Source organism: Oceanobacillus aidingensis, assembly GCF_042654105.1.
In the GTDB taxonomy this organism is placed as follows: Bacteria; Bacillota; Bacilli; order Bacillales; family Amphibacillaceae; genus Oceanobacillus; species Oceanobacillus oncorhynchi.
In genome coordinates this window covers 36,315-58,883 of record NZ_JBHSFT010000018.1, presented here as the reverse complement: position 1 = coordinate 58,883, position 22,569 = coordinate 36,315, and the positions used below count along the sequence as shown (strand labels likewise).

Annotated in this window: 20 protein-coding genes, 1 pseudogene and 1 riboswitch; of the genes and pseudogenes, 9 read left to right on the top strand and 12 right to left on the bottom strand. The window is 39.2% G+C overall.

The features are described 5' to 3' along the window. Positions 1-376: 376 nt before the first annotated feature. Positions 377-514: riboswitch (FMN riboswitch) on the top strand. 128 nt (positions 515-642) lie between these two features. The 6 genes from ribD to ACFO3P_RS12070 all read left to right on the top strand — a co-directional run bounded on the left by ribD (position 643) and on the right by ACFO3P_RS12070 (position 5,582). Beyond that, positions 643-1,770 carry a bifunctional diaminohydroxyphosphoribosylaminopyrimidine deaminase/5-amino-6-(5-phosphoribosylamino)uracil reductase RibD gene (gene ribD, locus ACFO3P_RS12095; protein WP_193062558.1) on the top strand — a complete coding sequence of 376 codons (1,128 nt, stop codon included), beginning with the start codon at positions 643-645 and terminating at the stop codon, positions 1,768-1,770. Next, positions 1,703-2,329: a riboflavin synthase gene (locus ACFO3P_RS12090; protein ID WP_193062560.1), complete on the top strand. Its 627-nt coding sequence runs from the start codon at positions 1,703-1,705 to the stop codon at positions 2,327-2,329. The genes ribD and ACFO3P_RS12090 overlap by 68 nt, the downstream gene beginning before the upstream one ends. 13 nt (positions 2,330-2,342) lie before the next feature. After that, a complete protein-coding gene (gene ribB / locus ACFO3P_RS12085; RefSeq protein WP_289584677.1) occupies positions 2,343-3,539 on the top strand; it encodes a 3,4-dihydroxy-2-butanone-4-phosphate synthase in 1,197 nt (398 codons plus the stop codon). 2 nt (positions 3,540-3,541) lie between these two features. Beyond that, positions 3,542-4,009, top strand: coding sequence for a 6,7-dimethyl-8-ribityllumazine synthase (ribH, locus tag ACFO3P_RS12080; protein WP_193062564.1), 468 nt, complete (start codon positions 3,542-3,544; stop codon positions 4,007-4,009). Between the two features lie 136 nt (positions 4,010-4,145). Further along, a complete protein-coding gene (locus ACFO3P_RS12075; RefSeq protein WP_193062565.1) occupies positions 4,146-4,583 on the top strand; it encodes a MarR family winged helix-turn-helix transcriptional regulator in 438 nt (145 codons plus the stop codon). Positions 4,584-4,643: 60 nt separating this feature from the next. Further along, on the top strand, positions 4,644-5,582 hold the full coding sequence (locus ACFO3P_RS12070) for a ring-cleaving dioxygenase (protein ID WP_289584678.1): 939 nt from the start codon (positions 4,644-4,646) through the stop codon (positions 5,580-5,582). 56 nt (positions 5,583-5,638) lie between these two features. Here the strand turns inward: ACFO3P_RS12070 and ACFO3P_RS12065 are convergent, their stop codons facing one another. From ACFO3P_RS12065 to ACFO3P_RS12035, 7 genes and pseudogenes are all read right to left on the bottom strand, one after another. Next, the gene (locus ACFO3P_RS12065) at positions 5,639-6,322 is read right to left on the bottom strand and encodes a YjjG family noncanonical pyrimidine nucleotidase (protein WP_042531264.1); all 684 of its coding nucleotides are present in this window, start codon (positions 6,320-6,322) and stop codon (positions 5,639-5,641) included. 148 nt (positions 6,323-6,470) lie between these two features. Continuing rightward, positions 6,471-6,622: pseudogene (locus tag ACFO3P_RS12060) on the bottom strand (IS3 family transposase). Between the two features lie 225 nt (positions 6,623-6,847). Further along, complete coding sequence (locus ACFO3P_RS12055; protein WP_193062573.1) at positions 6,848-7,336, bottom strand: IS3 family transposase; 489 nt, start codon at positions 7,334-7,336, stop codon at positions 6,848-6,850. After that, positions 7,300-7,863, bottom strand: a complete 564-nt coding sequence (locus ACFO3P_RS12050) for a helix-turn-helix domain-containing protein (protein WP_193062575.1) — start codon at positions 7,861-7,863, stop codon at positions 7,300-7,302. Before ACFO3P_RS12050 ends, ACFO3P_RS12055 begins: the two co-directional genes overlap by 37 nt. Before the next feature lie 291 nt (positions 7,864-8,154). Continuing rightward, positions 8,155-9,009, bottom strand: a complete 855-nt coding sequence (locus tag ACFO3P_RS12045; protein ID WP_193062577.1) for an aldo/keto reductase — start codon at positions 9,007-9,009, stop codon at positions 8,155-8,157. A gap of 249 nt (positions 9,010-9,258) precedes the next feature. Next, on the bottom strand, positions 9,259-10,281 hold the full coding sequence (locus tag ACFO3P_RS12040) for a beta-carotene 15,15'-monooxygenase (protein ID WP_193062579.1): 1,023 nt from the start codon (positions 10,279-10,281) through the stop codon (positions 9,259-9,261). 3 nt (positions 10,282-10,284) lie between these two features. After that, positions 10,285-10,716 carry a MarR family winged helix-turn-helix transcriptional regulator gene (locus ACFO3P_RS12035; protein ID WP_193062581.1) on the bottom strand — a complete coding sequence of 144 codons (432 nt, stop codon included), beginning with the start codon at positions 10,714-10,716 and terminating at the stop codon, positions 10,285-10,287. Positions 10,717-10,928: 212 nt separating this feature from the next. On the opposite strand from ACFO3P_RS12035, the gene ACFO3P_RS12030 reads away from it, so the two are divergent. Then, entirely contained in the window at positions 10,929-12,095 is a 1,167-nt protein-coding gene (locus ACFO3P_RS12030; protein ID WP_193062583.1) for an alanine dehydrogenase, read from the top strand. 25 nt (positions 12,096-12,120) lie between these two features. Then, on the top strand, positions 12,121-13,503 hold the full coding sequence (locus tag ACFO3P_RS12025) for a sodium/glutamate symporter (RefSeq protein ID WP_042531272.1): 1,383 nt from the start codon (positions 12,121-12,123) through the stop codon (positions 13,501-13,503). A gap of 213 nt (positions 13,504-13,716) precedes the next feature. Here the strand turns inward: ACFO3P_RS12025 and ACFO3P_RS12020 are convergent, their stop codons facing one another. The 5 genes from ACFO3P_RS12020 to ACFO3P_RS12000 all read right to left on the bottom strand — a co-directional run bounded on the left by ACFO3P_RS12020 (position 13,717) and on the right by ACFO3P_RS12000 (position 19,861). Next, complete coding sequence (locus ACFO3P_RS12020) at positions 13,717-14,808, bottom strand: SLC13 family permease (RefSeq protein WP_379542436.1); 1,092 nt, start codon at positions 14,806-14,808, stop codon at positions 13,717-13,719. Positions 14,809-14,981: 173 nt separating this feature from the next. Next, positions 14,982-16,109 carry a glycerate kinase gene (locus ACFO3P_RS12015; protein WP_193062587.1) on the bottom strand — a complete coding sequence of 376 codons (1,128 nt, stop codon included), beginning with the start codon at positions 16,107-16,109 and terminating at the stop codon, positions 14,982-14,984. Positions 16,110-16,338: 229 nt separating this feature from the next. Further along, positions 16,339-17,415 (bottom strand): tartrate dehydrogenase, encoded by a 1,077-nt coding sequence (locus ACFO3P_RS12010; protein ID WP_193062588.1) that lies wholly within the window; start codon positions 17,413-17,415, stop codon positions 16,339-16,341. 149 nt (positions 17,416-17,564) lie between these two features. After that, positions 17,565-18,254, bottom strand: a complete 690-nt coding sequence (locus tag ACFO3P_RS12005) for a GntR family transcriptional regulator (protein WP_193062590.1) — start codon at positions 18,252-18,254, stop codon at positions 17,565-17,567. Between the two features lie 281 nt (positions 18,255-18,535). Beyond that, positions 18,536-19,861 (bottom strand): tetratricopeptide repeat protein, encoded by a 1,326-nt coding sequence (locus ACFO3P_RS12000; protein WP_289584680.1) that lies wholly within the window; start codon positions 19,859-19,861, stop codon positions 18,536-18,538. Positions 19,862-20,287: 426 nt separating this feature from the next. On the opposite strand from ACFO3P_RS12000, the gene ACFO3P_RS11995 reads away from it, so the two are divergent. Continuing rightward, complete coding sequence (locus ACFO3P_RS11995) at positions 20,288-22,492, top strand: Z1 domain-containing protein (protein ID WP_289584681.1); 2,205 nt, start codon at positions 20,288-20,290, stop codon at positions 22,490-22,492. The last annotated feature ends 77 nt before the right edge of the window (positions 22,493-22,569 follow it).

The window sequence follows — 22,569 nt, the reverse complement described above, 5'->3', positions numbered from 1 at the left end:
TTTGGTGTGCCGTGTTCTTAGGCGGGATAGGGCTTATATGGGGAGGGTAACCGGTGTGAGGGCTTATTATAGGAGGTGAATTAGGATGGTTTATTGATTATTTTTTGGGTTTAAAGGATGAAATAAACAATAATAAAGAATCGTCTTTGTTTTCAATGAACATTAACTCGTGATAAAAATAATGTCTTGCATTTTACACTTTTAACTGATATTATCATTTTTAACATGTCAGAATTTGAATTAAGATTCTTGGTAGGATTTTGGTAGGTTTTTAAGGATATAACAGGATATTGGAATTTAATTAATATAGTGATAAGCCATATAACAAGCTATGTGAGAGCATTAAAGGTAACAAAAGCTAATAACAAAATTTAATATTATTCTTCGGGGCAGGGTGTAATTCCCGACCGGCGGTGACAAACATATCGAGTTTGAAGTCCGTGACCCGCGTTTAGCGGTGGATCTAGTGAGATTCTAGAGCCGACAGTAATAGTCTGGATGGGAGAAGAAAAGTAAGTCAACACATGAATGGGTGTAGTGTACTCTTTTTTGAACTGTTCAGGTGTATTGGACATAGTTTATTTAAGGACGCCCCGTGATTTTTTCACGGGGCTTTTTCGTGTTTAAGAAAGGAGGGAACGCATGGACGAACGGTACATGGAGCAAGCCATAGAGCTTGCGGGTTTAGGAAGAGGAAAGACATATACTAATCCATTAGTCGGTGCAGTAATTGTGAAAGACGGTGTCATTTTAGCGACCGGCTATCATTCGAAATACGGTGACAAGCATGCAGAAAAAATGGCTGTCGACCAATGTGAATCGCCCGAAGAGATGATTGATGCAACGATATATGTGACGCTGGAGCCCTGTAATCATACCGGAAAACAGCCCCCTTGTACCCAAATGATTATAGACAGCGGTATTTCCAAGGTTGTGATTGCACAGCTTGACCCCAACCCTGTGGTAGCAGGCAAAGGAAAAGCTTATTTAGAATCACAAGGGATACAAGTCGTTTCCGGTATATTGCAGGAAAAGGCGGAAGCGTTAAACAAGCATTATAACTATTTTCATAGGAGAAAGCGGCCGTATATTGTATTAAAGCAAGCTGTCAGCCTGGATGGGAAGCTCTCTATTGAACCGTCTCAGCGGACGTATCTCACTGGAGAGGAAACCTATAAAAAAGTACGTGAAGAGCGGCAATATTACCAGGCTATTTTGACAGGGAGCCGAACCATTTTAGCGGATGATCCCAAGCTATTACCAAATGTAATCACTGATTTTCCGCCGGTTCGCATTATTTTAGACCGGAGAGGACAAGCACTGGATTTTGAAAAGTACCAGATTTATCAAGAAGCTGTTCCAGTCTGGGTGTTTACAAAAAACGATTCCATCGCGAATACGCCGGAGCATGTCCGGTTAATACCAGACCAGTACTGGACCATCCCAAAAGTAGTTGATTACCTGCAGAAAGAAGGGATTCAATCGGTTTATGTGGAAGGCGGAAGCAAAATTCATGATGCATTCCTGGCAGAAAATAAATTTGAAGAAGTGATTACGTACATCTCGCCTAAGCTGATTGGCGGCAATGGAGTGCCCGCTTTTTACAGTGATAGAAAGGTTTCGTCAGTAATGCCTTTAGCTTTACAGAGTGTGGAAGCCGTTGGTGAAGATATACGAATCGTAAGCAGGAGGGGGAAGAAGGATGTTTACAGGGTTGATTCAGGAAGTAGGGACAGTCAAGAAAATCAGAAAAGCAAGCCGGCATATTGAATTGACATGCACGGCCTCCAGCGAACTTCTGCAGGATTATCAAATTGGAGACAGTATGGCAATCAATGGAGTGTGCTTAACTGCCATCGAAGTGACCGATTCAGATTTTACCGTAGACATTATGCCGGAAACATTTCATAAAACAACATTCTCTGATGTGCATGTACATGCGGCGGTGAATCTGGAACGGGCGATGCCTGCGAACGGACGCTTAGAGGGGCATATTGTTTCAGGTCATGCAGATATCACCGCACGATTGATTAAAAAAGTAAAAAAGGAGAATTCCATTGTTCTCACGTTCTATTATCCACCGGAAATACAAGGAGAAATCGTGGCCCAAGGTTCGGTTGCGGTTAATGGGACAAGCTTGACTGTGTCAGCTGTCACACCAGGATCATTTAGTATTTCACTCATTCCTTATTCGATGAATCACACCAATCTGGGACAGTTAAAACAAGGTGAATTCGTGAATATAGAGACGGATATACTTGGAAAATATATCAAAGCCATGATAGGCACAGAAAAGAATCAAATGTTAAGTAAATACGCTGGAGAATAGAGGGGAAATAAAGATGATAAACCATATCGAAGCTGCAGTTACTGCATTGAAACAAGGACGGCTGATTATAGTTGCAGATGATGAGGACAGGGAAGCAGAGGGCGATTTAGTTGGGCTTTCCAGCAAAGCAACTGCGGAAACAATCAATTTTATGACAAAGCATGCCCGGGGATTAATTTGTGCGCCAGTTTCCGAAAACATTGCCAAGAACTTAAATTTATGGGAAATGACCAGTGAAAATACAGACGAGTATCAAACAGCATTTACTATCAGCGTGGACCATAAAGAAACAACCACAGGGATATCTGCATTTGAACGGGCAAAGACAATTCAGGAATTGGCAAATAGAAGTAGCCAAGCGGCTGATTTCAACAGACCAGGTCATATTTTTCCGTTAATAGCAAAGAATGGCGGAGTACTGGAACGCAGGGGACATACAGAGGCTGCGGTTGATTTAGCAAAACTGGCAGGAGACTGCGAAGCAGCCTATATTTGCGAGATTTTAAAGGAAGACGGAGACATGGCACGACTGCAGGATTTAAGACAGCTTGCGACAGAATGGAATATGCCGCTGGTTACCATCGAAGAGCTTGCAGATTATTTGGCTTATTCCAGTATCCACGCAAATGCTAAAGTGAAGCTTCCGACCAAGCATGGAGACTTTGACTTGTCCCTTTATCAGGACAAAGATGGCAAAGACCAGCTCGTCTTATCGATGGGAGAAATCAAGGATATCGATGAGCCTATCTTAGTCAGAGTACATTCGGAATGCTTAACCGGAGATATTTTTGGTTCCCATCGCTGTGATTGCGGGGAACAGCTGGAGAGAGCCATGCAAATGATTGCCGATGCAGGGCGTGGCGCCATTCTATATCTAAGGCAGGAAGGAAGAGGAATTGGACTGCTCAATAAATTAAAGACGTATGAATTACAGGAGCAGGGAGCAGATACCTATGAAGCGAATGTTTCTCTCGGCTTTCTTCCGGATGAGCGCCATTATGATATCGCCGCATGGCTGTTGAAAAAGGAAGGAATATCAAAAATCCGTTTGCTGACGAATAATCCGGATAAAGTAAGTGAATTACAGCAATACGGTATTGAGGTGGCTCAAAGGGTACCATTAGAAACAACTGTTTATCATGAAAATAAACACTATTTAAAAATAAAAAAAGATAAATTTCATCACCTATTATCTGTAGAAGGAGAATGATTATGACTGTATATGAAGGAATGTTCCAAGGAGAGCAATTGAAAGTAGCAATCACGGTTTCAAGATTTAATGAGCTGATCACTTCTAAATTATTGGAAGGTGCCAAGGACATTTTGAAAAGGCACGGGGTAAACGAAGAGGATATCGATATCTTCTGGGTACCGGGTGCGTTTGAGCTTCCGTATGTGACAAAGCAGGTAGAAAAGACAAAAAAGTACGATGGAATTATTACACTGGGAGCAGTTATTCGCGGCGCAACCACACATTATGAACTTGTCAGTAATGAAGCAGCCAAAGGTATCGCGCAAATCGGCTTGAACGCAGAAATTCCAGTAATGTTTGGTGTGCTGACAACAGAAACGATTGAGCAGGCATTGGAGAGAGCTGGTACAAAAGCAGGGAATAAGGGTGGAGAAGCTGCGTTAGGTTTATTGGAAATGGTTTCGTTGAATAAACGGATTCATGCTTAATGTACATGAAAGGAAGGTTATCCATATCAAGGGTAGCCTTCTTTTAATACGAAAAAATATCTTTAATTAAATATATTTTTGTTGCATTATTATCACTTGAGTAGTAAAATGAAGATATAGAAAGGATATGAGGCGAATGAAAAAGAATACCCTTGGTTCCTTGATTTGGCTTCGGATTGTCCGCTTCATGCATCAGAGCAATCTGCTGTCCAATGACTTTCTAAAGCAATTTGATATTACCGTAGCCCAATTTGATGTATTAAACCAGATTTGGTCCTATCAGCCTCTCACGCAGAGTGAACTTGCTGCCCGGGTGACCGTGTCAGAGGGAGGTATTTCACGAATGCTTGCCCGCCTGGAGCAGGATGGATATATCAAGCGTAAGCAGGATTGGAAAACGAAATGGATAAGTTTGACGTCAAAGGGAGAAACCAAGATAGATGAAGTTTTTGAACATCAGCTGGCTTTTCAAACTTCTGTGATCGATGACTGTTTAACAGAAGAAGAGCAGCGGACATTATATATGCTGATGTCGAAGCTGCAGAAGCATACAGAAAGCAAATTAAAAAAATAATACGTCTATTATTTTTTTTATTATAACTTGACTAGTAAACTGATAAAGGAGGAATCGGTTATGTATACCATTCCAGGACACCATCATATTTCGATGGTTACAAAAAATGCAAATGAAAATAATCGTTTTTATCGTGATGTATTAGGTTTACGTCGTGTGAAAATGACAGTGAACCAAGATGATCCTTCCATGTATCACTTATTTTATGGGGATAAAACAGGCAGTCCAGGCACGGAGTTAACCTTTTTCGAAATCCCGATGGTTGGACACACACATCGGGGGACGAATGCTATTACTCGGATTGGTCTCTTAGTTCCATCGGAAGAGAGTCTGCGTTATTGGGAAGAACGCTTTGATACGTACAATGTTTTACACGGCGGGATAACAACCTATGCCAATCGAACTGCAATGAAATTCGAAGACCCGGAAGGACTGCAGATGGTATTGCTTGTTGCCAATGGAGAAAAAGCAGACCATTGGGAAACCTGGGAAAAATCAGAAGTACCTGCTGAACATCAAATCCAAGGTATGGGATCCGTGGAGATAACCGTAAAAAGAATGGATAAGCTGGCGTCCACATTGACAGATATGTTTGGTTATACAGAGGTCAGCCGCAGCGAGCGGGAAGCTATTTTTCAATCTGTTCCGGGCCAGGCTTTTGGAGAAATCGTTGTGAAATATTTAGACGGTCCTGCGGAAAGACCAGGTCGCGGCAGCGTTCATCATGTAGCGATTCGTGTAAAAAGCCATGAAGAGCTTCAATATTGGGAAGAACAAGTCAAGGAACGCGGATTCCGTTCATCGGGCATCGTGGACCGTTTTTACTTTAAAAGCTTATATTTCCGCGAATCCAATGGTATTTTATTTGAAATCGCGACAGATGGTCCAGGATTCACTGTTGATGGGGATGTGGAGCATTTGGGGGAAAAACTTGATTTACCGCCATTCTTAGAAGAAAAGCGTGCTGAAATTGAAGCAAATCTAGCTCCGATTGAATAGAAAAAAACAGCAAAGAAGGAAGGTTTCATACGGAACCTTCCTTCTTTGGCTATCCATCATTTAGCAATCGGAATAAGCTCTGTTAAATGATTGATTTCATATGTAGGCTCCATTCCTGTCAAGTTTCCCTTATGGTCGGGATTAAACCAGCATGTATCAATTCCATAGTTTATACCGCCCTGCATATCAGAGGTTAAGGAATCTCCGACCATTAATGCGTTTGCTTTATCGGTGAGTCCAAGCTTGGAAAAAGCATAATCAAATATGCGATAATCCGGTTTTTGAAAACCTGTTTCCTCTGAAATAATTACCGCTTCAAACGTGTTATGAAGCGGTGAGTTTCCAATCTTAGGTAATTGCACATGCTTAAACCCGTTCGTGATAATCGCGGAACGCTGTTCAGGAAGCGAATCAAATAAGATGTCAGCACCATCCACCAGGTATATTTCTTTGCTTAAATTTTCAAGGTAAGCATGGTTAAATGCTGTTCCATCCAAAGAAAGACCATGCTTTTCAAATAATCTTCTAAAGCGTTCTGTCCCTAATTTTGTTATCGACAGCTTTCCTTGCTCCAATTCGCCCCAGAGCACATTGCTGATTTCCCGGTAGCTGCTCCGATAGTCTATAAGTCCATTCGGCAATCCAAAGGCTTCAAATGTTTTTTGTAAAGCCCCTTTCTCTGATTTGCCAAAGTCAAATAATGTATCATCCAAATCAAAAAATATTACATCGTATTTCATTGCTTTGTTCCTCTCCCTTTTAAGCATCTTACTTGTTCATTATAGCAATTATGGAGAAAAGTTACAGAGTTTGGCGAGAACAGGAGCGGAAATTAAAAATAAACAAAAACAGCCGAGCCGGTGGTTACCCCTAAAAGTTAGAGTTGTGTTATGCAGCTGATTGGCTGGATTGAGTTCGGTATTCGACTGGACTCAGCCCAGCCAATTTCTCTTTTGCTCGTTCATGATTATACCAGTAGATATATTCTTCAATCTGTTTTTTAATTCTTCATAACTTACCAATTCTTCTCCATGGTACATTTCTTGCTTTAAAATACCGAAGAAATTCTCCATCGAAGCGTTATCTGCACAGGTTGCTTTGCGTGACATGCTTTGGAATACTTTATTTTCTTTTAAAGTCTTCACCCATTGGTTGTGTTGATAATGCCAGCCTTGATCGGAATGAAGCGTGGTACGGCAGGTTGCCCGATTCTTTAGGATCTCCATCGTTTCTTTTAAAGGTTCCATGACAAGATCTAACGTTGGTCACTTCTTGATTTCATACGCAATAATTTCTCCGTTGTAAAGGTCAAGAATCGGATTTAAATATAATTTCTCTTCTCCAAGACATTTGAATTCTGTAATATCTGTTACTAGTTTTTGAAGAGGAATAGGTGTGTCAAAACAGCGGGATATTCGATTTTTCGTCACTTTACCAACCTTTCCCTTATAGGAATTATATTTGCGGGATTTCCGCATAAATTTCACACATTTTAAACCTAATTCTCGCATAATGCGATACACTTTTTTATGATTAATTTCATGCCCTAATTTCTTTAATTCTTTCGTGATACGTTTATAACCATAGCGTTCATGAAACTTTTTAAACAGGAATGTAATGCGTTCTTTTATTGCTGTATCCGTGTCTTCTCTGCCAAAATGCTTTACGTGATAATGGTAGGTTGCTTCAGGAATACCTACAACACAAAGTATATCTTTTAATCGGAATCCTTCTTCTTTGAGTTCGAATGCCACCTTTGCTTGTGCTTTTCGTAGAAGGCATTCGGATCCTCCCGAAAAGCTCTCAACTTTTTTAGGTATGCATTTTCTAGTCGCAATAATTCATTCTCACGTTCTAATTCTTCTTCGCGTGTTAACTTCTTTTCTTCCTTTTTCTTCTGTTTATTCGGTTTTTTAGACATAGAAGGTCGCCCTTTTGGTCTTGGTTTCAGGCCTTCTATTCCTTGTTCACGCAATGCTTTCATCCAGCGTACAATTAAGGAATGGTTGTTCAAATGAAATCGAACAGCAGTTTCTTGATAAGAAGCACCTGTTTCTAACATAAATTGTACCGCATCTAATTTAAATTGAACAGAATACTCCTCCTTCGTCTTTCTTCGTTTCAATCCACCCATTCCCTGTGATTTATAGGAGCTTACCCAATTTTTTATTGGACTAGGGCTAGACATATTATATTTTTTTGCCAACGATATATATCCAAGGTTCCCATACAAATACTCAGTGACCAATTTTATTTTAAATTCTTCATTATATTTGGCCATAAAAACACCCCCAAAAATTAGATTTTTCTACTCTAACTTTCGGGGGTCGGTACCGCCTCTTACATGTTAAAAGGAAGCACGGCCGTTTTTAAAAAATTTTTCACTGAGTTTATCGCAGTAATGGGCTCTGTTTGGATTGCCCCTGCAGAACACAGGTCCTCAAGACGTCTGAGACAACGTTTTTCGATAGGACGATTCCTCGCTCCATCGAAAATGTTTATGCGTCAAAAAATGCCCGCTAAAGGAAATTTCCCTTCATTTAAAAGGCTGTAATGCCAAAAAATGGCCGGTCTATACATATTCGTGATATTCGTTGGGATCCTGTCCTTCTACACGGCCGTCTTCCCCTTTATCCAACGAATCAATTGTTTTCATATCCTCAGGAGATAATTCAAAGTTGGTGCTATTGATATTATCTTTTTGATGCATTGGATTGCTTGATTTTGGAATAGTAAATACGCCAGCCTGATAGTTCCAATTCACAATAATTTGTGCCGGAGTTTTATCGTATCTATCCGCAATTTCTTTTATTGTGGCATTTTCCAGCACGTCATTCAGATAACCCCGGCCAAAAGGACTCCAGGCTTCCGTAAGAATGCCCCGTTTTTCATTTTCTTCAACCATGCGGTTATTATGAAAATACGGATGACGTTCTACCTGATTTGTAGCAGGCGTCACACCTGTTTCTTCGATAATGTTATCTAAATGTTCGGGTTCAAAGTTAGAAACACCGATGGTTCTGATTAATCCTTGTTTCTGAGCATCGACTAAAGCCTTCCAAGCGTCTACATATTTGCCGTCTTTAGGGTTAGGCCAATGAATTAAATACTTGTCAAAATATTCTAGTCCCATGCGGCGTAAAGATTCCTGAATAAAGATAAATGCCTTATCGTATTCATGGTGCGAGCCGGGCAATTTCGCACTGATTAAAATTTCTTCTCTTGGGAGTGCAGATCGACGCACGGCTTCCCCGACAATACCTTCATTGTTATAGTTTGTAGAAGTATCGATTAAACGGTATCCCAGGTTCAAGGCGTTTAAAATTTCAAATGTACCCTGATTCCCGTCAATACCAATCGTGCCTAGTCCTACGAAGGGAAGTACGGAACCATCATTTAGAATAAAACCGTTATGACTAACAGTCACAATCTCATCTCCTTTACAAACTTTGTAATGTAAGCTGAGAATGATAGATGTCTGCCATTATGAAAACAACAAGCTGCCTTCAGCAACAGAGCTTCCGGTCAATCATCAAACTCAGGTCACATTACCCGTATTTCATGTTTACATCTCTTGCTAGGATGTCCATAATTACTATACCCAATTTAAAAAAATCCTACACTAATTCGGTACAGATTGTTGGAATGAGGAGATCTTCGTAATCAATCATTATTGTCACTTAGCAAAAATAACAGCCTTCAGTTTTTCCGGATCATCTGACTTAATAGCGACCTTGGAATATTCCTTTTGAATCCCCATAAATAAAGTTGCTTTAACTGGATTTTTCATTTTTAAAATCATATCTGGATAAACCTGCTCAAAATCCTTTGCGATAAAATCAATGGTATCCTTTTCTAATTTACTTTTCAAAACAACAGGATCCTCTACTATGCTCTCAATATCCTGAAAATTAATTTTGACCCGTTTTAATATTCCGAATGATACATAGAGAGCCTTTTCATCTGTATATATTGGATTCAGGCGGATGGATTGAATACTCGCTATCAAAAAAATCACCGAATAGATATTGAGAATCAATAAAATTATAGAAATAACAATAGACTTTTCGTGAAGCCACCAATGAATAGCGAGCGTTTCCACAATAATTGCATGAATCATCATAATCTGAAAGGCGATAAAGTTTGATTTTTTATGGAGTGTTATCCCGTTTGGCGGTGTCTTTTTCCAAGTGAAAAGCGCATAGTAAAAAACCAAAAACTCCGAGCAAATCACATGGATAATCGGGTTATTCTTTACATAATGGTCCACTGCTTTTGGGAATGAAAAAATAACTGGCAATGCGCTTGTTTTCACTTTTTGTATGATGTTAGGAAGGTATCGGAAAAAAGCGATAACAAATAAAAGCTCAAAAAGCACCAATGCTGCTTCTGCACCTATCCCGACCCAAGTAATTGTTGCATAAGGGCCTAACAAGTGAGAGGGAATAAGAAGTCTTGCTATTATACAGCCTGCTGCTGCGAATAAAACAGCTGTCTTGATAGAGAATTTCTTTCTATACAGCATGAAAAATAGTGGCCCGATAATAACTAAATCAATTAACGAGCCTAAAACAACCGGATTAGTCTCCGGCGGTAAAACCTCAGCTCCGACCGCTGTTTGATACAGCATATAATTACTGACCAAAATGAGACTGAGTATCAGCAGCCACAGATACTTACCTTTTTGAATCACATTCATCAACTACACCTCTTCTACAATGGTATTTAAATGGCTAAGTATTCGATCTAAATGTTGCAAATCCTCTAAAGGAAGCTGCCCATAAACATGATAATTGATGTCATCGTTAAGCTCTTGCAGTTTATCAAAATACAATTCTGCCTTCGGTGCCAAATTTAAAATGATTTCACGACGGTTCTCTTTATTAATATGACGCGTGATATATTCCTTCGCTTCCAATTTATTCAGCAGCTGGCTAACGGCGCTCATAGAAGTGTTTAAATGCTGGGATAAATCTTTGGTGGAAGCAATTCCGTTTTGAATCAATTCTAATAGTAACACTTGTTTTGCGGTAAGCTGGTTATCGAGTTCATGCTCATATCTGCTGGCGAGTTGGATATTCAGCTGATTTTGTGAAGCATTGATTTTTTGAATAAGATTTATTTTTGAGTCCACTATAAAACACCTCGCTTTATAATTAAGTTATCTTAACTATAAAGCAATTTAAATAAAAAGTATTTTTAATTTAAGGGCTCATGTGTAATGAAAATAATTTTGAAATTTCATGTAATATATTCTATACTTTGTTAAGTGACTAAATGTGTAGAATACTAATTAGATTAATATATATGTTAGAAATGCTTCACAAAGATATTGGAGGAATAGAAATGATTTTTGGTGTGTTAAAGGATAATAAAATAGGAGAATACCGTGTGGTGTTAACTCCTGTTGAGGCGGCTGCCATTAAAGAAGATGGACATACCGTTTTAGTTCAAAAGGATGCTGGTTTTTCAGCCGGCTTTACGAATGAACAGTATGAGCAAGAAGGTGCGGAGATGGTAGATACAATAGAAGAAATGTACAAGCGCTGTGATTTTCTTGCCAAAGTAAAAGAAATAGAAGAAAGTGAGTATGGATTATTAAGAGAAAACCAGATTGTTTATACATGTATTCATCCGGCGGCGCATCCGGAGCAAGTACAGGCTATTCTCGACAGCAAGAGTGTTGCGTTTACTGCAGAGGATTCCCATCGTTTTGGCTCCGTCAATTGTGAAGCAGCTGGAAAGCAGGGTGCGTTGATGGGGTTAAATGCGATGCTGACAATCAATGGCGGAAAAGGAAAATTTGTCAGCGGTCTAGCTGGCGCTCCCGGCATGAAGGTACTTATCCTGGGAGGCGGACTAGTTGGAAGGTCTTCCCTGCAGGTTCTGCAATCTTTAGGCGCCTGGTGTACAGTGATGGATGTAAATTACGGGGTACTTAGAGATATCGGCAGGACATATAACGAAAAGGTAAATACGCAGCTATCCACAAAGCAGAATATTAAAAAACTGCTCCCAGAAATTGATATGGTGATTAACTGTGTGAAGTGGCCGAAAGAAAATAAAGATTATTTAATTGACCGGGAGATGCTTCACTTAATGGAAAAGGGTTCTGTTATTGTAGATATTAGTAATGATGAAGATGGTGCCATTGAATCCTTCCGCGAAACAACACATGAAGATCCGATGTATGTTGAAAATGGTGTGGTGCATTATTGTGTAAGTAATATTCCGGGAGCGATTGCGAATTCTACCTCAGTAGCTTATGCAGCTTCCGTGCTTCCGCATATTCGTTCTATTTTAAACCATGGCGTGAAGGAGGCCTGCATTCGTGACGGCTTTTTGAGAAGAAGCTTAACAGCCTATAAAGGCTACTTAACACATGAAGAAACAAGTGCTATTCAAAATCGGCCATGGGCACGTCCGGAAGATGTACTCCAGCTGCAGGAGGAAGAAATAGACTTTGCGCCGCCGGCAACGCGGACAAGATCAACTAACTTTTTAAAGATTTAATACAACCAAGAAAAGGGGAGACTAGATGACGATAAACACATTATTAGTAGATTTTGCGTGTGCAAGTATTCTTATTTTATTAGGAATGTTTCTGCGCGCAAAATTGAAATTTATTCAACGAAGTTTTATTCCTGCAAGTTTGCTGGCGGGATTTCTGGGTCTGGCATTGGGACCCAGTTTTTTAAATATTTTGCCGCTTTCCGAACATATTGGTTCTTATGCGGGCGTTATTACGATATTAGTATTTGCGGCAGTAGGGATTAATGGTTTTTCCTTTTCACCGGGCAATATGAAAAAGGATCTTAACCGGATGGGCGCCTATGCGATTTATAAGATTTTGGGGATTGCTCTGCAAATCGTTATCCCAATTGTTTTTGCCATTATCGTTATTTCAAAATTTATTCCAGAGATCAATTACGGGTTTGGATTACTATTAGCAGCCGGGTTCTATGGAGGTCATGGAACAGCTGCAGCAATCGGAACAACCTTTGAGAACCTAGGCTGGGAAAATGCAACGGATTTAGGCATGACAGCGGCCACCGGCGGGATGCTTATTGGTATTTTGGGCGGGCTCATTTTTATCAAATGGGCAACACGAAAAGGCTATACGCAATATGTAAAGGATTTCTCTGAAATTTCGGAGGATTTAAAAACAGGATTAGTAAAGCCTGAAAACCGCACCTCGATGGGGAAGGATACCGTATCGCCTATCGCACTTGACCCATTGGCTTTTCATGTCGCGTTATTGGTGGTTCCTGCCGGATTAGGATATTTATTAAATAACTATATTGCAGAGACCTGGAATTTAGAATTTCCGACATTTACGATTGCATTTATTATTGCGTTATTGATGTATCTTGTTTTGGGAAGAGGTAAAAAAGGGATTTATAAATATGTAGACAGTAAAATAGTAGATAGAATCGGAAGCTCTGCAACAGATTATCTTGTATTTTTTGGCGTGGCATCGATTCAGCTTCCGGTTGTGAGAGAGTACTGGCTGCCGTTGACGTTACTAATGCTTTCAGGACTGGTTGTCGTTGTATTGACCCTCGTCGTAATCGGGCCTGGTATGAACTACGAAAGCTGGTTTGAACGATCTATCTTTGTATATGGCTATTCCACCGGTGTTTTTGCTATTGGGCTAACACTGCTACGAGTTATTGATCCAAACAATAAGTCAAAAACATTAACTGATACTGCGATCGTTGGACCGTTAAATACGCCGTTGGAGCTATTTGCCTGGTCGGCGGGTCCGATTATGCTGATGACCGGACAGCATTGGACGTTTGTTGGTATTTATGTAGCTATTTCGATAGCATGTTTTGTTATTGCGAGGATATTTAAATGGTGGTATTGGAAGATTCCGTTGGGAGAAAGGCCGGCTGTTCCTTTGGATAGGGAGGAATGATGTGTTCTGAAATAGAGTAATAAGAGAAGAAGACTGGCTTCGTGAAAGATTCCGGTCTTCTTCTTTAATTGCTTATACCTATTTTATTTCGTGTTAAAAAATAAAATTTAAAAGCAATTCTGCTAAATAAACATTTATCATAATGGTGCTCTCAACTTTTCTTATGAGACAGCACGCTGCTAATTGAAATAATGTAATTTCTAACCTAGTTTCCTAGGGATAAAATGGGAAGAAAATAGGGAGCAATAACATGGAAACAATGATGCCGACTAAAATCATTGGAGAGCCAGCCTTAACGTAATCCATGAATTTATAGCCGCCTACACTGTAAACCATTGTATTTGCAGGCATGCCAATTGGCGTAGCAAATGCTAAAGAGCCTCCGATTACTGTTGCCATCAGTACAGCTCTTGGATCTGCTCCAATAGAAGTTGCAATGGATAAACTTATCGGTACTAATAGAGCAGTGGTTGCTGTGTTGGACATGAAATTTGTCATCACAGCAGAGAGTGCTAAAATCACAAATAATAATAAATAAGGTGATGGTGTATCTCCCAAAAAGTCTACAATAGAATGTGCAATTAATGCTCCCGCTCCGGTAACATCAATAGCTTTTGCCATTGCTAAAGAACCGACAAATAAAAGGATGGTATTCATATCAATCGATTTCATTGCGTCTTTTTCTGAGATAACTCTTGTTGCTACTAAAATTAATGCCCCAGTCCAAGCGGAAACATGCAGCGGTACACCTATGACATCTTCGAGAATCATCGCCGCTACAGTTAATATTAGAACAATAAGAGATAAATATTGTTTCCATTTGGGAACATTTGAATAATCTATTTGTTGATTGAAAATGGAGTCTTCATTCAATGCTTGTTCTTTATTATTTGGTAAAAATCGGTATCCGAAAAAACAAAAATATAAGATACCAATAATTAATATAGGTAATCCAACTTTTGCATACTCAAAAAAACCAAAAGATAAACCTATATCTTGTAAAGCTGATTGGGCAATCATATTCCCTGGGGCGCCAATCAGACTCAAATTTCCTCCCATCGCCGCTGCGAAAATTAGAGGGAGAAGTAATCTGGATCTGGAAAACCCGGATTTAGCTGCTATGCCAATGATAACAGGTATGAATACAGCTGCTGTGCCTGTGTTTGATAATAGACCTGACATAAGGCCAGTAATTACCATGATAACGGCAATTAACATCCGCTCCGTTTTTGCAAATTTGGTTATGATACTCCCAAAGTTTTGTGCCATACCTGTCTCAAAAAATGCTCCACCAACAATAAACATGGCGATAAATAATAAGACATTCGTATTGACGAACCCNTAATAGATAAAGGGATTTTTTCCCAAGCGAACATTATGATAGCAAATATTAAAAATAGTAACGTAATTATTTCAGGACTCATTTTATTCCCCCTAAAGTTATAACGTTTAAAAGCTAAAACACAAAGACTGCTAAACTACTTTTTTGGCCATGATAGAAAAGTGGCTATTTGCTGTGATATATAGCTTATATTATTCTGAACTTGTGACCTCTCCATTGCTTGTTCTAGTGTTTGAACGCCGGGAATAACGGATAAGCAAACGTTGATACCGCTTTCGTAAAAACGTGTTAATAAAGAACTGTCGATACTGCCGGCGATAGCAATTACGGGTTTATTTAAGCTGCGTGCGTAATTTGCAATACTAATAGGAGCTTTACCTGACAATGTTTGAGAATCTAATTTTCCTTCCCCTGTAATAACAACATCCACTTGATGAATGACTTCTTTTACTTGAAGCGTTTCCATAAACCAGTCAGCACCATCAAATATTTGAGCATCAAGTGCTAAGCATGCAGCACCTAAACCACCTGCTGCACCTGCCCCTGGAGTATCTTGATACTTTTCTAAAATAGGGGTAATGGTACATAAGCGCTGTATTTGTTCCTCGATTTCAACAGCGTCTTCTGGTGTGATTCCTTTTTGCGAGCCGAAAATAAATGTAGCGCCATTCTGACCAAAAAGCGGATTTTGCACATCTGTTATAACAGATAATGTAATATTTTTAATCGCTGTAAAGCATGTTGAAAAATCTATATGTGTAATGTCTTTTAAAGCAGCAGCTCCCAAAGGAACAGGTTGATCAGATTCGTCTGTAATTGTTACGCCAAGGGCTTGAAGCATCCCTATTCCCAAATCATTTGTAGCACTTCCGCCAAGCGTAATGACCACATTATCTGCCCCATGGTTTATTGCATGCATAATCGCTTCGCCTACACCATATGTAGTCGTATGCAACGGATTCCTTTTATTTTCAGGAATCATTGGCAAGCCACAAATTTGAGCAATTTCAATTACCGCCGTGCCATTATTCATCAGAGCATAATAGCTTTGTATTTTTTCTCCCAGACTGCCAATAACCATACAATCTATTTTTTTCGCAACACCCGAATCAATCAATGCATCAATTGTTCCTTCACCACCATCAGCTAAAGGTTTTTGAATAACTTCTAAATTTTTAATCTCTAATTCTTTAGCTATAATGCCATTAATTTCTGAAGAACTGATACTTCCTTTAAATGAGTCTACAGCAGCTAATATCTTCATTTGTCTCCTCCTTATGAAAAAGTAAGGTACTCAGATAAGCCTATCTCAGTACCTTTTATCATTGCACTTTAAAAGAGCATAAAGAACTTTCAGGAATAAAGTATAAGCGCGCGGTTTTGGTAGGGCTGGTAATCGCGGTACCAGTCCCAACTAAGGAAATCCGCGCCTTTCAGGTTTGCCTTGCCAAGTTTTCTTTAAATATTAGAAAAATGTGAAAATAAAGGGTGCGTTAAAGTGTTAGATTTTTGATAATTGCATTTGTAATTTCTTCTGTATTACTAGTTCCCCCAATATCACGAGTGATAATACCTTGTGCAGTTGTTCGGCGGATAGCCTCATGTACTTTATTGGCTTCTTCCTGCAGTCCGAGGTCTTCTAGCATTAATGCAGCACTGGCAATCGTGCCAATTGGATTTGCGACTCCTTTACCAGCAATGTCTGGAGCAGATCCATGGACAGATTCGAACATACTAGGAAACCGCTTGTCGATTTGTAAATTAGCGCTAGAAGCAATACCAAGGCTGCCAGCAAGGGCGCTTCCTAAATCAGATAAAATATCAGCAAATAAGTTAGATGCAACCACTACCTCTAAATCATCTGGATTAAGTACAAATTGGGCAGCCATAGCATCTACTAACCATTGGTCTGTTTCTACGTCTGGATATTCTTTGCTGACACGTTCAAATACTTCATCCCATAAAACCATTCCGTATTGTTGTGCATTACTTTTTGTAACACTAGTTACCTTCTTTCTTTTTCGAGTACGTGCAAGGTCAAACGCAAAACGGATAATACGTTCACAGCCATGTTCTGTAAAAATAGAAGATTGAATGGCTACTTCTCTTTCATCTGGACGAGCGCTAAAGTTTCTTCCGCCAATTCCAGAGTATTCTCCTTCTGAATTTTCACGTACCAATATCCAATTTAAGCTTTCTGGATCTGGATGAGCGATACGATGATTGATACCAGGAAGAAACTCCACAGGTCTGATATTTGCCCACTGATCTAGCCCTTGGCAAATTGCTATACGAAGTCCCCATAAGCTGACATGGTCGGGTACGCGAGGATCACCCACAGCTCCGAAATAAATGGCATCATAATCTTTCAAAGTTTCTACACCATTTTTTGGAATCATACTTCCGTGCTCTAAGTAATAATCACTTCCCCAATTGAAGTAATCGCTTTCAAATTTAAATTTACCGTCTGATTGTTCCTCCAAGTAAGTTAATACTTTCATACCGGCTGCAATTACTTCTTTTCCGATACCGTCTCCTGGAATTACTGCAAGTTTAAACGCTTTTGTCATAACGCTTCCTCCCTTTATTAAGTTATTTATATCTTAAACAACGTATACGTTAAAGTCAATATTTATTTTATTTATTTATTTTTTGTTCATTAAACCCTTTTAATGTATTCATTAAAAAACTAGCAGATAAGATTTTAAGATCTTGTCTGCTAGTTTTCCTTGCGTAGAACATTTAAAATTTCGGTATGAGATCTGTTTCGATGCTCTTGCATAACATACTTTGCAGCTTGCTTATTTTTAGCAATCATACAGGCGATGATAGCTTTGTGTTCTTGAATGGATTGTTTTGGTAAGGGCCTTTCGTGAATCGTAAAGAGTCTTGCTCGATGACACTGATCATCAAATGTTTCATAAGTATTTGATAAACGATGATTATCAGCTAAATCTAAAATTTGGCGGTGGAATAAATCATCCAGCTTGGACCATCGTTCTAAATCTTCATTTCCTAATGCCTCTAGTTGTTCATCAATCATGTTTTGCAGTTGTTGAATATCTTTATCTGAGGCGTTCTGAGTAGCTGCTTCTGCGGCAATTCCATCAAGTGCCACGATAACACTATAAATTTCTTTTAAATCTTCTGGACGTATCGGTTCTACAACAAACCCTTTACGAGGAACTAAACGAATTAAACCTTCCGTTTCCAGGCGTACAAATGCTTCTCTTACGGGTGTTCTGCTCATTTCTAGAAATGCTGTTATTTCACGTTCTAAAAACATACTTCCTGGCGATAAAATTAGTTCGCGAACGGCAGATTTAAGTATCAAATAAGCTTGTTGAGGTAACTTATAATCTTCAATGTGATCAATGTTTTCTTTTATTTTATGTAATGGAAAATCCATAAAAAACCGCTCCTTCTTAAATATCTGATAAAATAAATGGCAGTTGCATTTGTGAAGCATAGATGTTTTTCGTGATCTATTCATATTATACTAAAGATGTTGAAATAAACAGAAGTAAGAGTATATTCTCGGAATTTCCTTTAATGTTTTATTGATTTCTCATAAGCTTAATTATGTGGAGAAATAACTAACAGATTAAGTCTGGTGCTCATATTAAAAAGAAAACTGGCACCTTCGCCAAATAAAATGTGAAAGTGTCAGCTATTTCTTTTTTAAATAAATTATTTCTTCTTTCGCAAATTCCTTTTCTCTTCCCGGCTAAGTCCGACAGTTAACTGTTCAAATAAAGTATCCCATTGATTCTGAAATGATTTATAAATAAGCGGATATTTTTTCTTCAACTGCAGAATTCCTGCCGCATAGCTTTGGTTGTCATTTTCCAGTTGCTGTTTCTGGTAGACAGGTAATTCATTCATTACCGCAATCATTTTTGCAGCAGATACTTTGCCGGTGTAGAACCATTCATATGCTTTGTAGTAAAGCAGCGCATGAGCATGCATATCACGAGACAATCTGCTGATTTCTTTTTGCAAACGTGCCTGCTTTTTGGTTTCATTATGTGCTTTTTTTATGTCACTATTATTCCGGGTAATAGCATCTGCTAAACCGATGTAAATCTCAGCCTCTTGAAATAGTGCTGCTTTATGAAAATACATATATTGCTCCATCAGTTCATCCTGCAGCTCTTTTACATCATCCGTTTCCGAAACATGCTTTAGATGCTTTTTAAATTTGGAGATGATTTTAGATAGCATAGACCAATTTTCTGTCGTAATGATAATATTAATCCAGGATAGATAGAATGCGGTAGTTGTTTTGGTATCCTCATCTTCTGCTGGTTGAGATTGTTCCATGACTTGCATGGATTTATCATACTGATTTATCTGAGTGTGAAGATGTGCAAGCGCTGGGGCAAACATGGATGTTTGCTCTGGGAACCTCTCCAATAAATCCTCGTAGGTTTCGATAGCCTTGTCAGGATAGCCATTATCTTGGTAGATATCAGCCTTTAACGTATAGATGACCTGCAACTCTTCGTTGCTTGTCGTCAGCGGGATGATTTCTGAAAATATCTTTTCCATCTCATCAACATCGTCATTAAAACTAGCTAGTTTTAATAGCTTAAATTTAATTTCGCCGCTATCTGGTACGAGCTGATTTAATTTTTTATAGATTTTAAAGGCTTTTTGGTTATCTCCACTGTCCATGGCTTTTTTTGCATCAGCAATTAATTGTTCTGCTTCATCAAGCGGTCTGACTTCTCCTGCTTTTGTATTTTCTTCGGGTGTATGCTGTTGGTCAGCCTTCCCGGTTGAAGCAGCGTCTGTTTTTTTCTTGCCGTGTTTACGATTATTATCGTAAGCTGCTCTTTTCTCAGGATCTCTTAAAACCTCAAAAGCTTCCTGTACTTTGGCATAGCCTTCTGGGTCTGTTTCCTGCGGATGTTTTTCCAAAGCCTGCAGATATTTTTCTTCGATTCTTGCTTGACCAATATTAGCAGTGGTGCCAAGAATCTTATAATAGCTTTCATTCTTTATTTTACTCATAGTGATAACTCCTCATTATTTACGGTCGAAAAAGGATAAAGTTTCTGGCTCTATCCTTGTCGTTATATAGACTAATAAAATCCTTCTATTCATGATAGAAGGAGCTTGTTGTTTTATTTAAATAGGCGGAACATAATAATAATGCCAGCCTGAATCTTGTTATATTCCGTTTTTTATTGTAGCTTTTCTTTTCGAATCTCGCAAGGAAAGGGCGAAATTAAGAGGCAGGAATAAATAGAAATACAAAAGCTGGAAAGTTTCTTTAATCTCATGAAGATGCCCTTGACTGCAGGATGCCGGGTTTCTGCAAGGTTTGAGTACCTTATTTAAAAATGGTATATTTAAGTAAGCATTTAAATAAAACAAAAAGCGGAAAGTGGCTGAACAAGTCACTTTTTAATAGTTAAAGAAAGTAAGGAAGTACATATGCACACAGCTGGTGTAACATCGTTAAAAACAAACGGGACATTCTTCCCCCCATTAATTCAGAAAAATAATTATAAAACCGAAGAAATACAGGTGATGCAGAACACTGTTTCAAAGCTATTGGACACTTCTACCACATCAAAAAAGCCGGGCATGCTTTTAGGACATATCCAATCAGGGAAAACACGCTCCTTTCTCGGATCGATGGGGCTAGGCTTTGATAATGGCTTTGAAGTGGTGATTATTCTGACCAAAAATTCGAATGCCCTTGTCAAACAAACCTTTGAAAGGGTGGAGAGTGAATTTACGGGGTGTATTGAAGAAGATGAATTAGCTATTTACGATATTATGAAAATACCCGTAAAGCTGCGTAAATTTGAATTGAAGAAAAAGCTTGTGATTGTTCTGAAAAAAGAAAAGAAAAATATGCAGCGTTTAGAAAGACTGCTATTTGACATGTACCCGGTTTTGACTGCTAGGAAAATGTTATTTATTGATGATGAAGCAGATTTTGCTTCTGTCGCGTATGACAATGTCAAAGATAAAAATATAATTGATCTCAAAGTGATTGCCGGACAAATTGATCAGATTCGCGCTCGATTAGAGAATGCTGCTTATCTGCAGGTAACGGCGACTCCATATTCCTTATATCTTCAGCCTGATGATATGAATATTCATGAGCATAAAACCTTTCAGCCGAAGCGGCCGGCTTTTACCGAATTAGTGCCGGTGCATGATAAATATGTCGGCGGGGAAATGTATTTCGAAAAATCCAATGAAGAAGGGCACATGGCGAGTTGCCTCTACCATGAAATTCAAGAGGAAGAGCTTGAAATCTTAAGGAAAAGTGATAAACGTAAGGTAAAGGTGAACCATCTGCTTAACGGGGAACGGTATGAAGGAATTCGCAGTGCGCTGATTCATTTTATTGTCGGCAGTAAAATCCGCAATATACAACAGCAAAAAGAAGGAGAGCGCCTTGAAAAGTATGCTTTTATCATGCATACCATCACCACAAAGGCGGCGCATCAGTGGCAGGAAGAGGTTATGCTGCATCTGGAGGAGCAGCTCCGCGAAGCAATGGAGAAAGAAGACCCTATCTTTGATCAGTTAATTCGTACGGCTTACCAGGATTTTGCGCGCTCACAAAGGAAGGATATGTATTTTCCTGCCTTTGATGAAGTGCTTTCTAACGTCCGAGATGCTTTGATAGAGGAAGAGCTGTTAATTGAAATTGTAAACTCAGAGCAGGATGTCGATCATTTATTAGATAAATCAGGAGAGCTAAAATTGCGGACGCCGCTTAACTTCTTTATCGGCGGGCAAATCCTTGACCGGGGGATTACAATAAAAAATTTAATTGGCTTCTATTATGGAAGAAATCCGCAAAAATTCCAGCAGGACACGGTCTTACAGCATTCGCGAATGTATGGAGCACGTCCGCTTGCTGACATGGCAGTTACCCGCTTTTATACGACCAGACGAATTTATGATGTTATGGAGCAGATGCATGAATTTGATACAGAGCTGCGCCGGGCTTTTGAATCTGGAGCAAACAGCGGTGAAGTTACTTTTATTCAAAAGGATAGCGATAATACGATATTGCCATGCAATCCAAATAAAATTCTATTATCAAGCGTACAGATGTTAAAGCCGGGAAAACGGATGCTGCCATCTGGTTTTCAAACGATTGCGAAAAGCTACCTGGAGAGGGAAATGAAAAAGATAGCTAAGCATGTGGCGACAATGAAGCAGACAGCAAAAGCAATACATCCCAAAGATGACCGCTGCTTTTTGGTTGAAAAGGAAAAAGTCCAAGAGCTATTAGAAATGATTTATCAAACCTACGTATTCAAAGAGGGCTACGAGTGGGATTTAGAAACGTATGGTGCTGTGATGAATTATTTATCCGAGGACACGGACACGAATCGAAAAGGGCATGTCTGGGTCGTTTTGCGTCAGAACCGTAATATGGCGCGTATTCGAAAAAGCACTGGCAGGTTTGAAGATGCACCAGATACCAAACAGGATGAACTGAAAATAGCACGAAACTTAGCGCGAATTATTCCATCACTGATCTTGATAAGACAAAATGGTGCAGAGGAGCAGGGGTGGCGCGGTGGAGCTTTTTATTGGCCGGTGCTGGTTACACCGGAGGAGACGAAAACAACGGTGTTTGCCGGGAGAGGGGTTAAGGAGAGGTAAAAAGAAGGGAAAAAATAGCAAGGTGAGTATATTTTATGTTTAGTAGATTGGGTATAAAATATCCTGTGCTGTTCAAA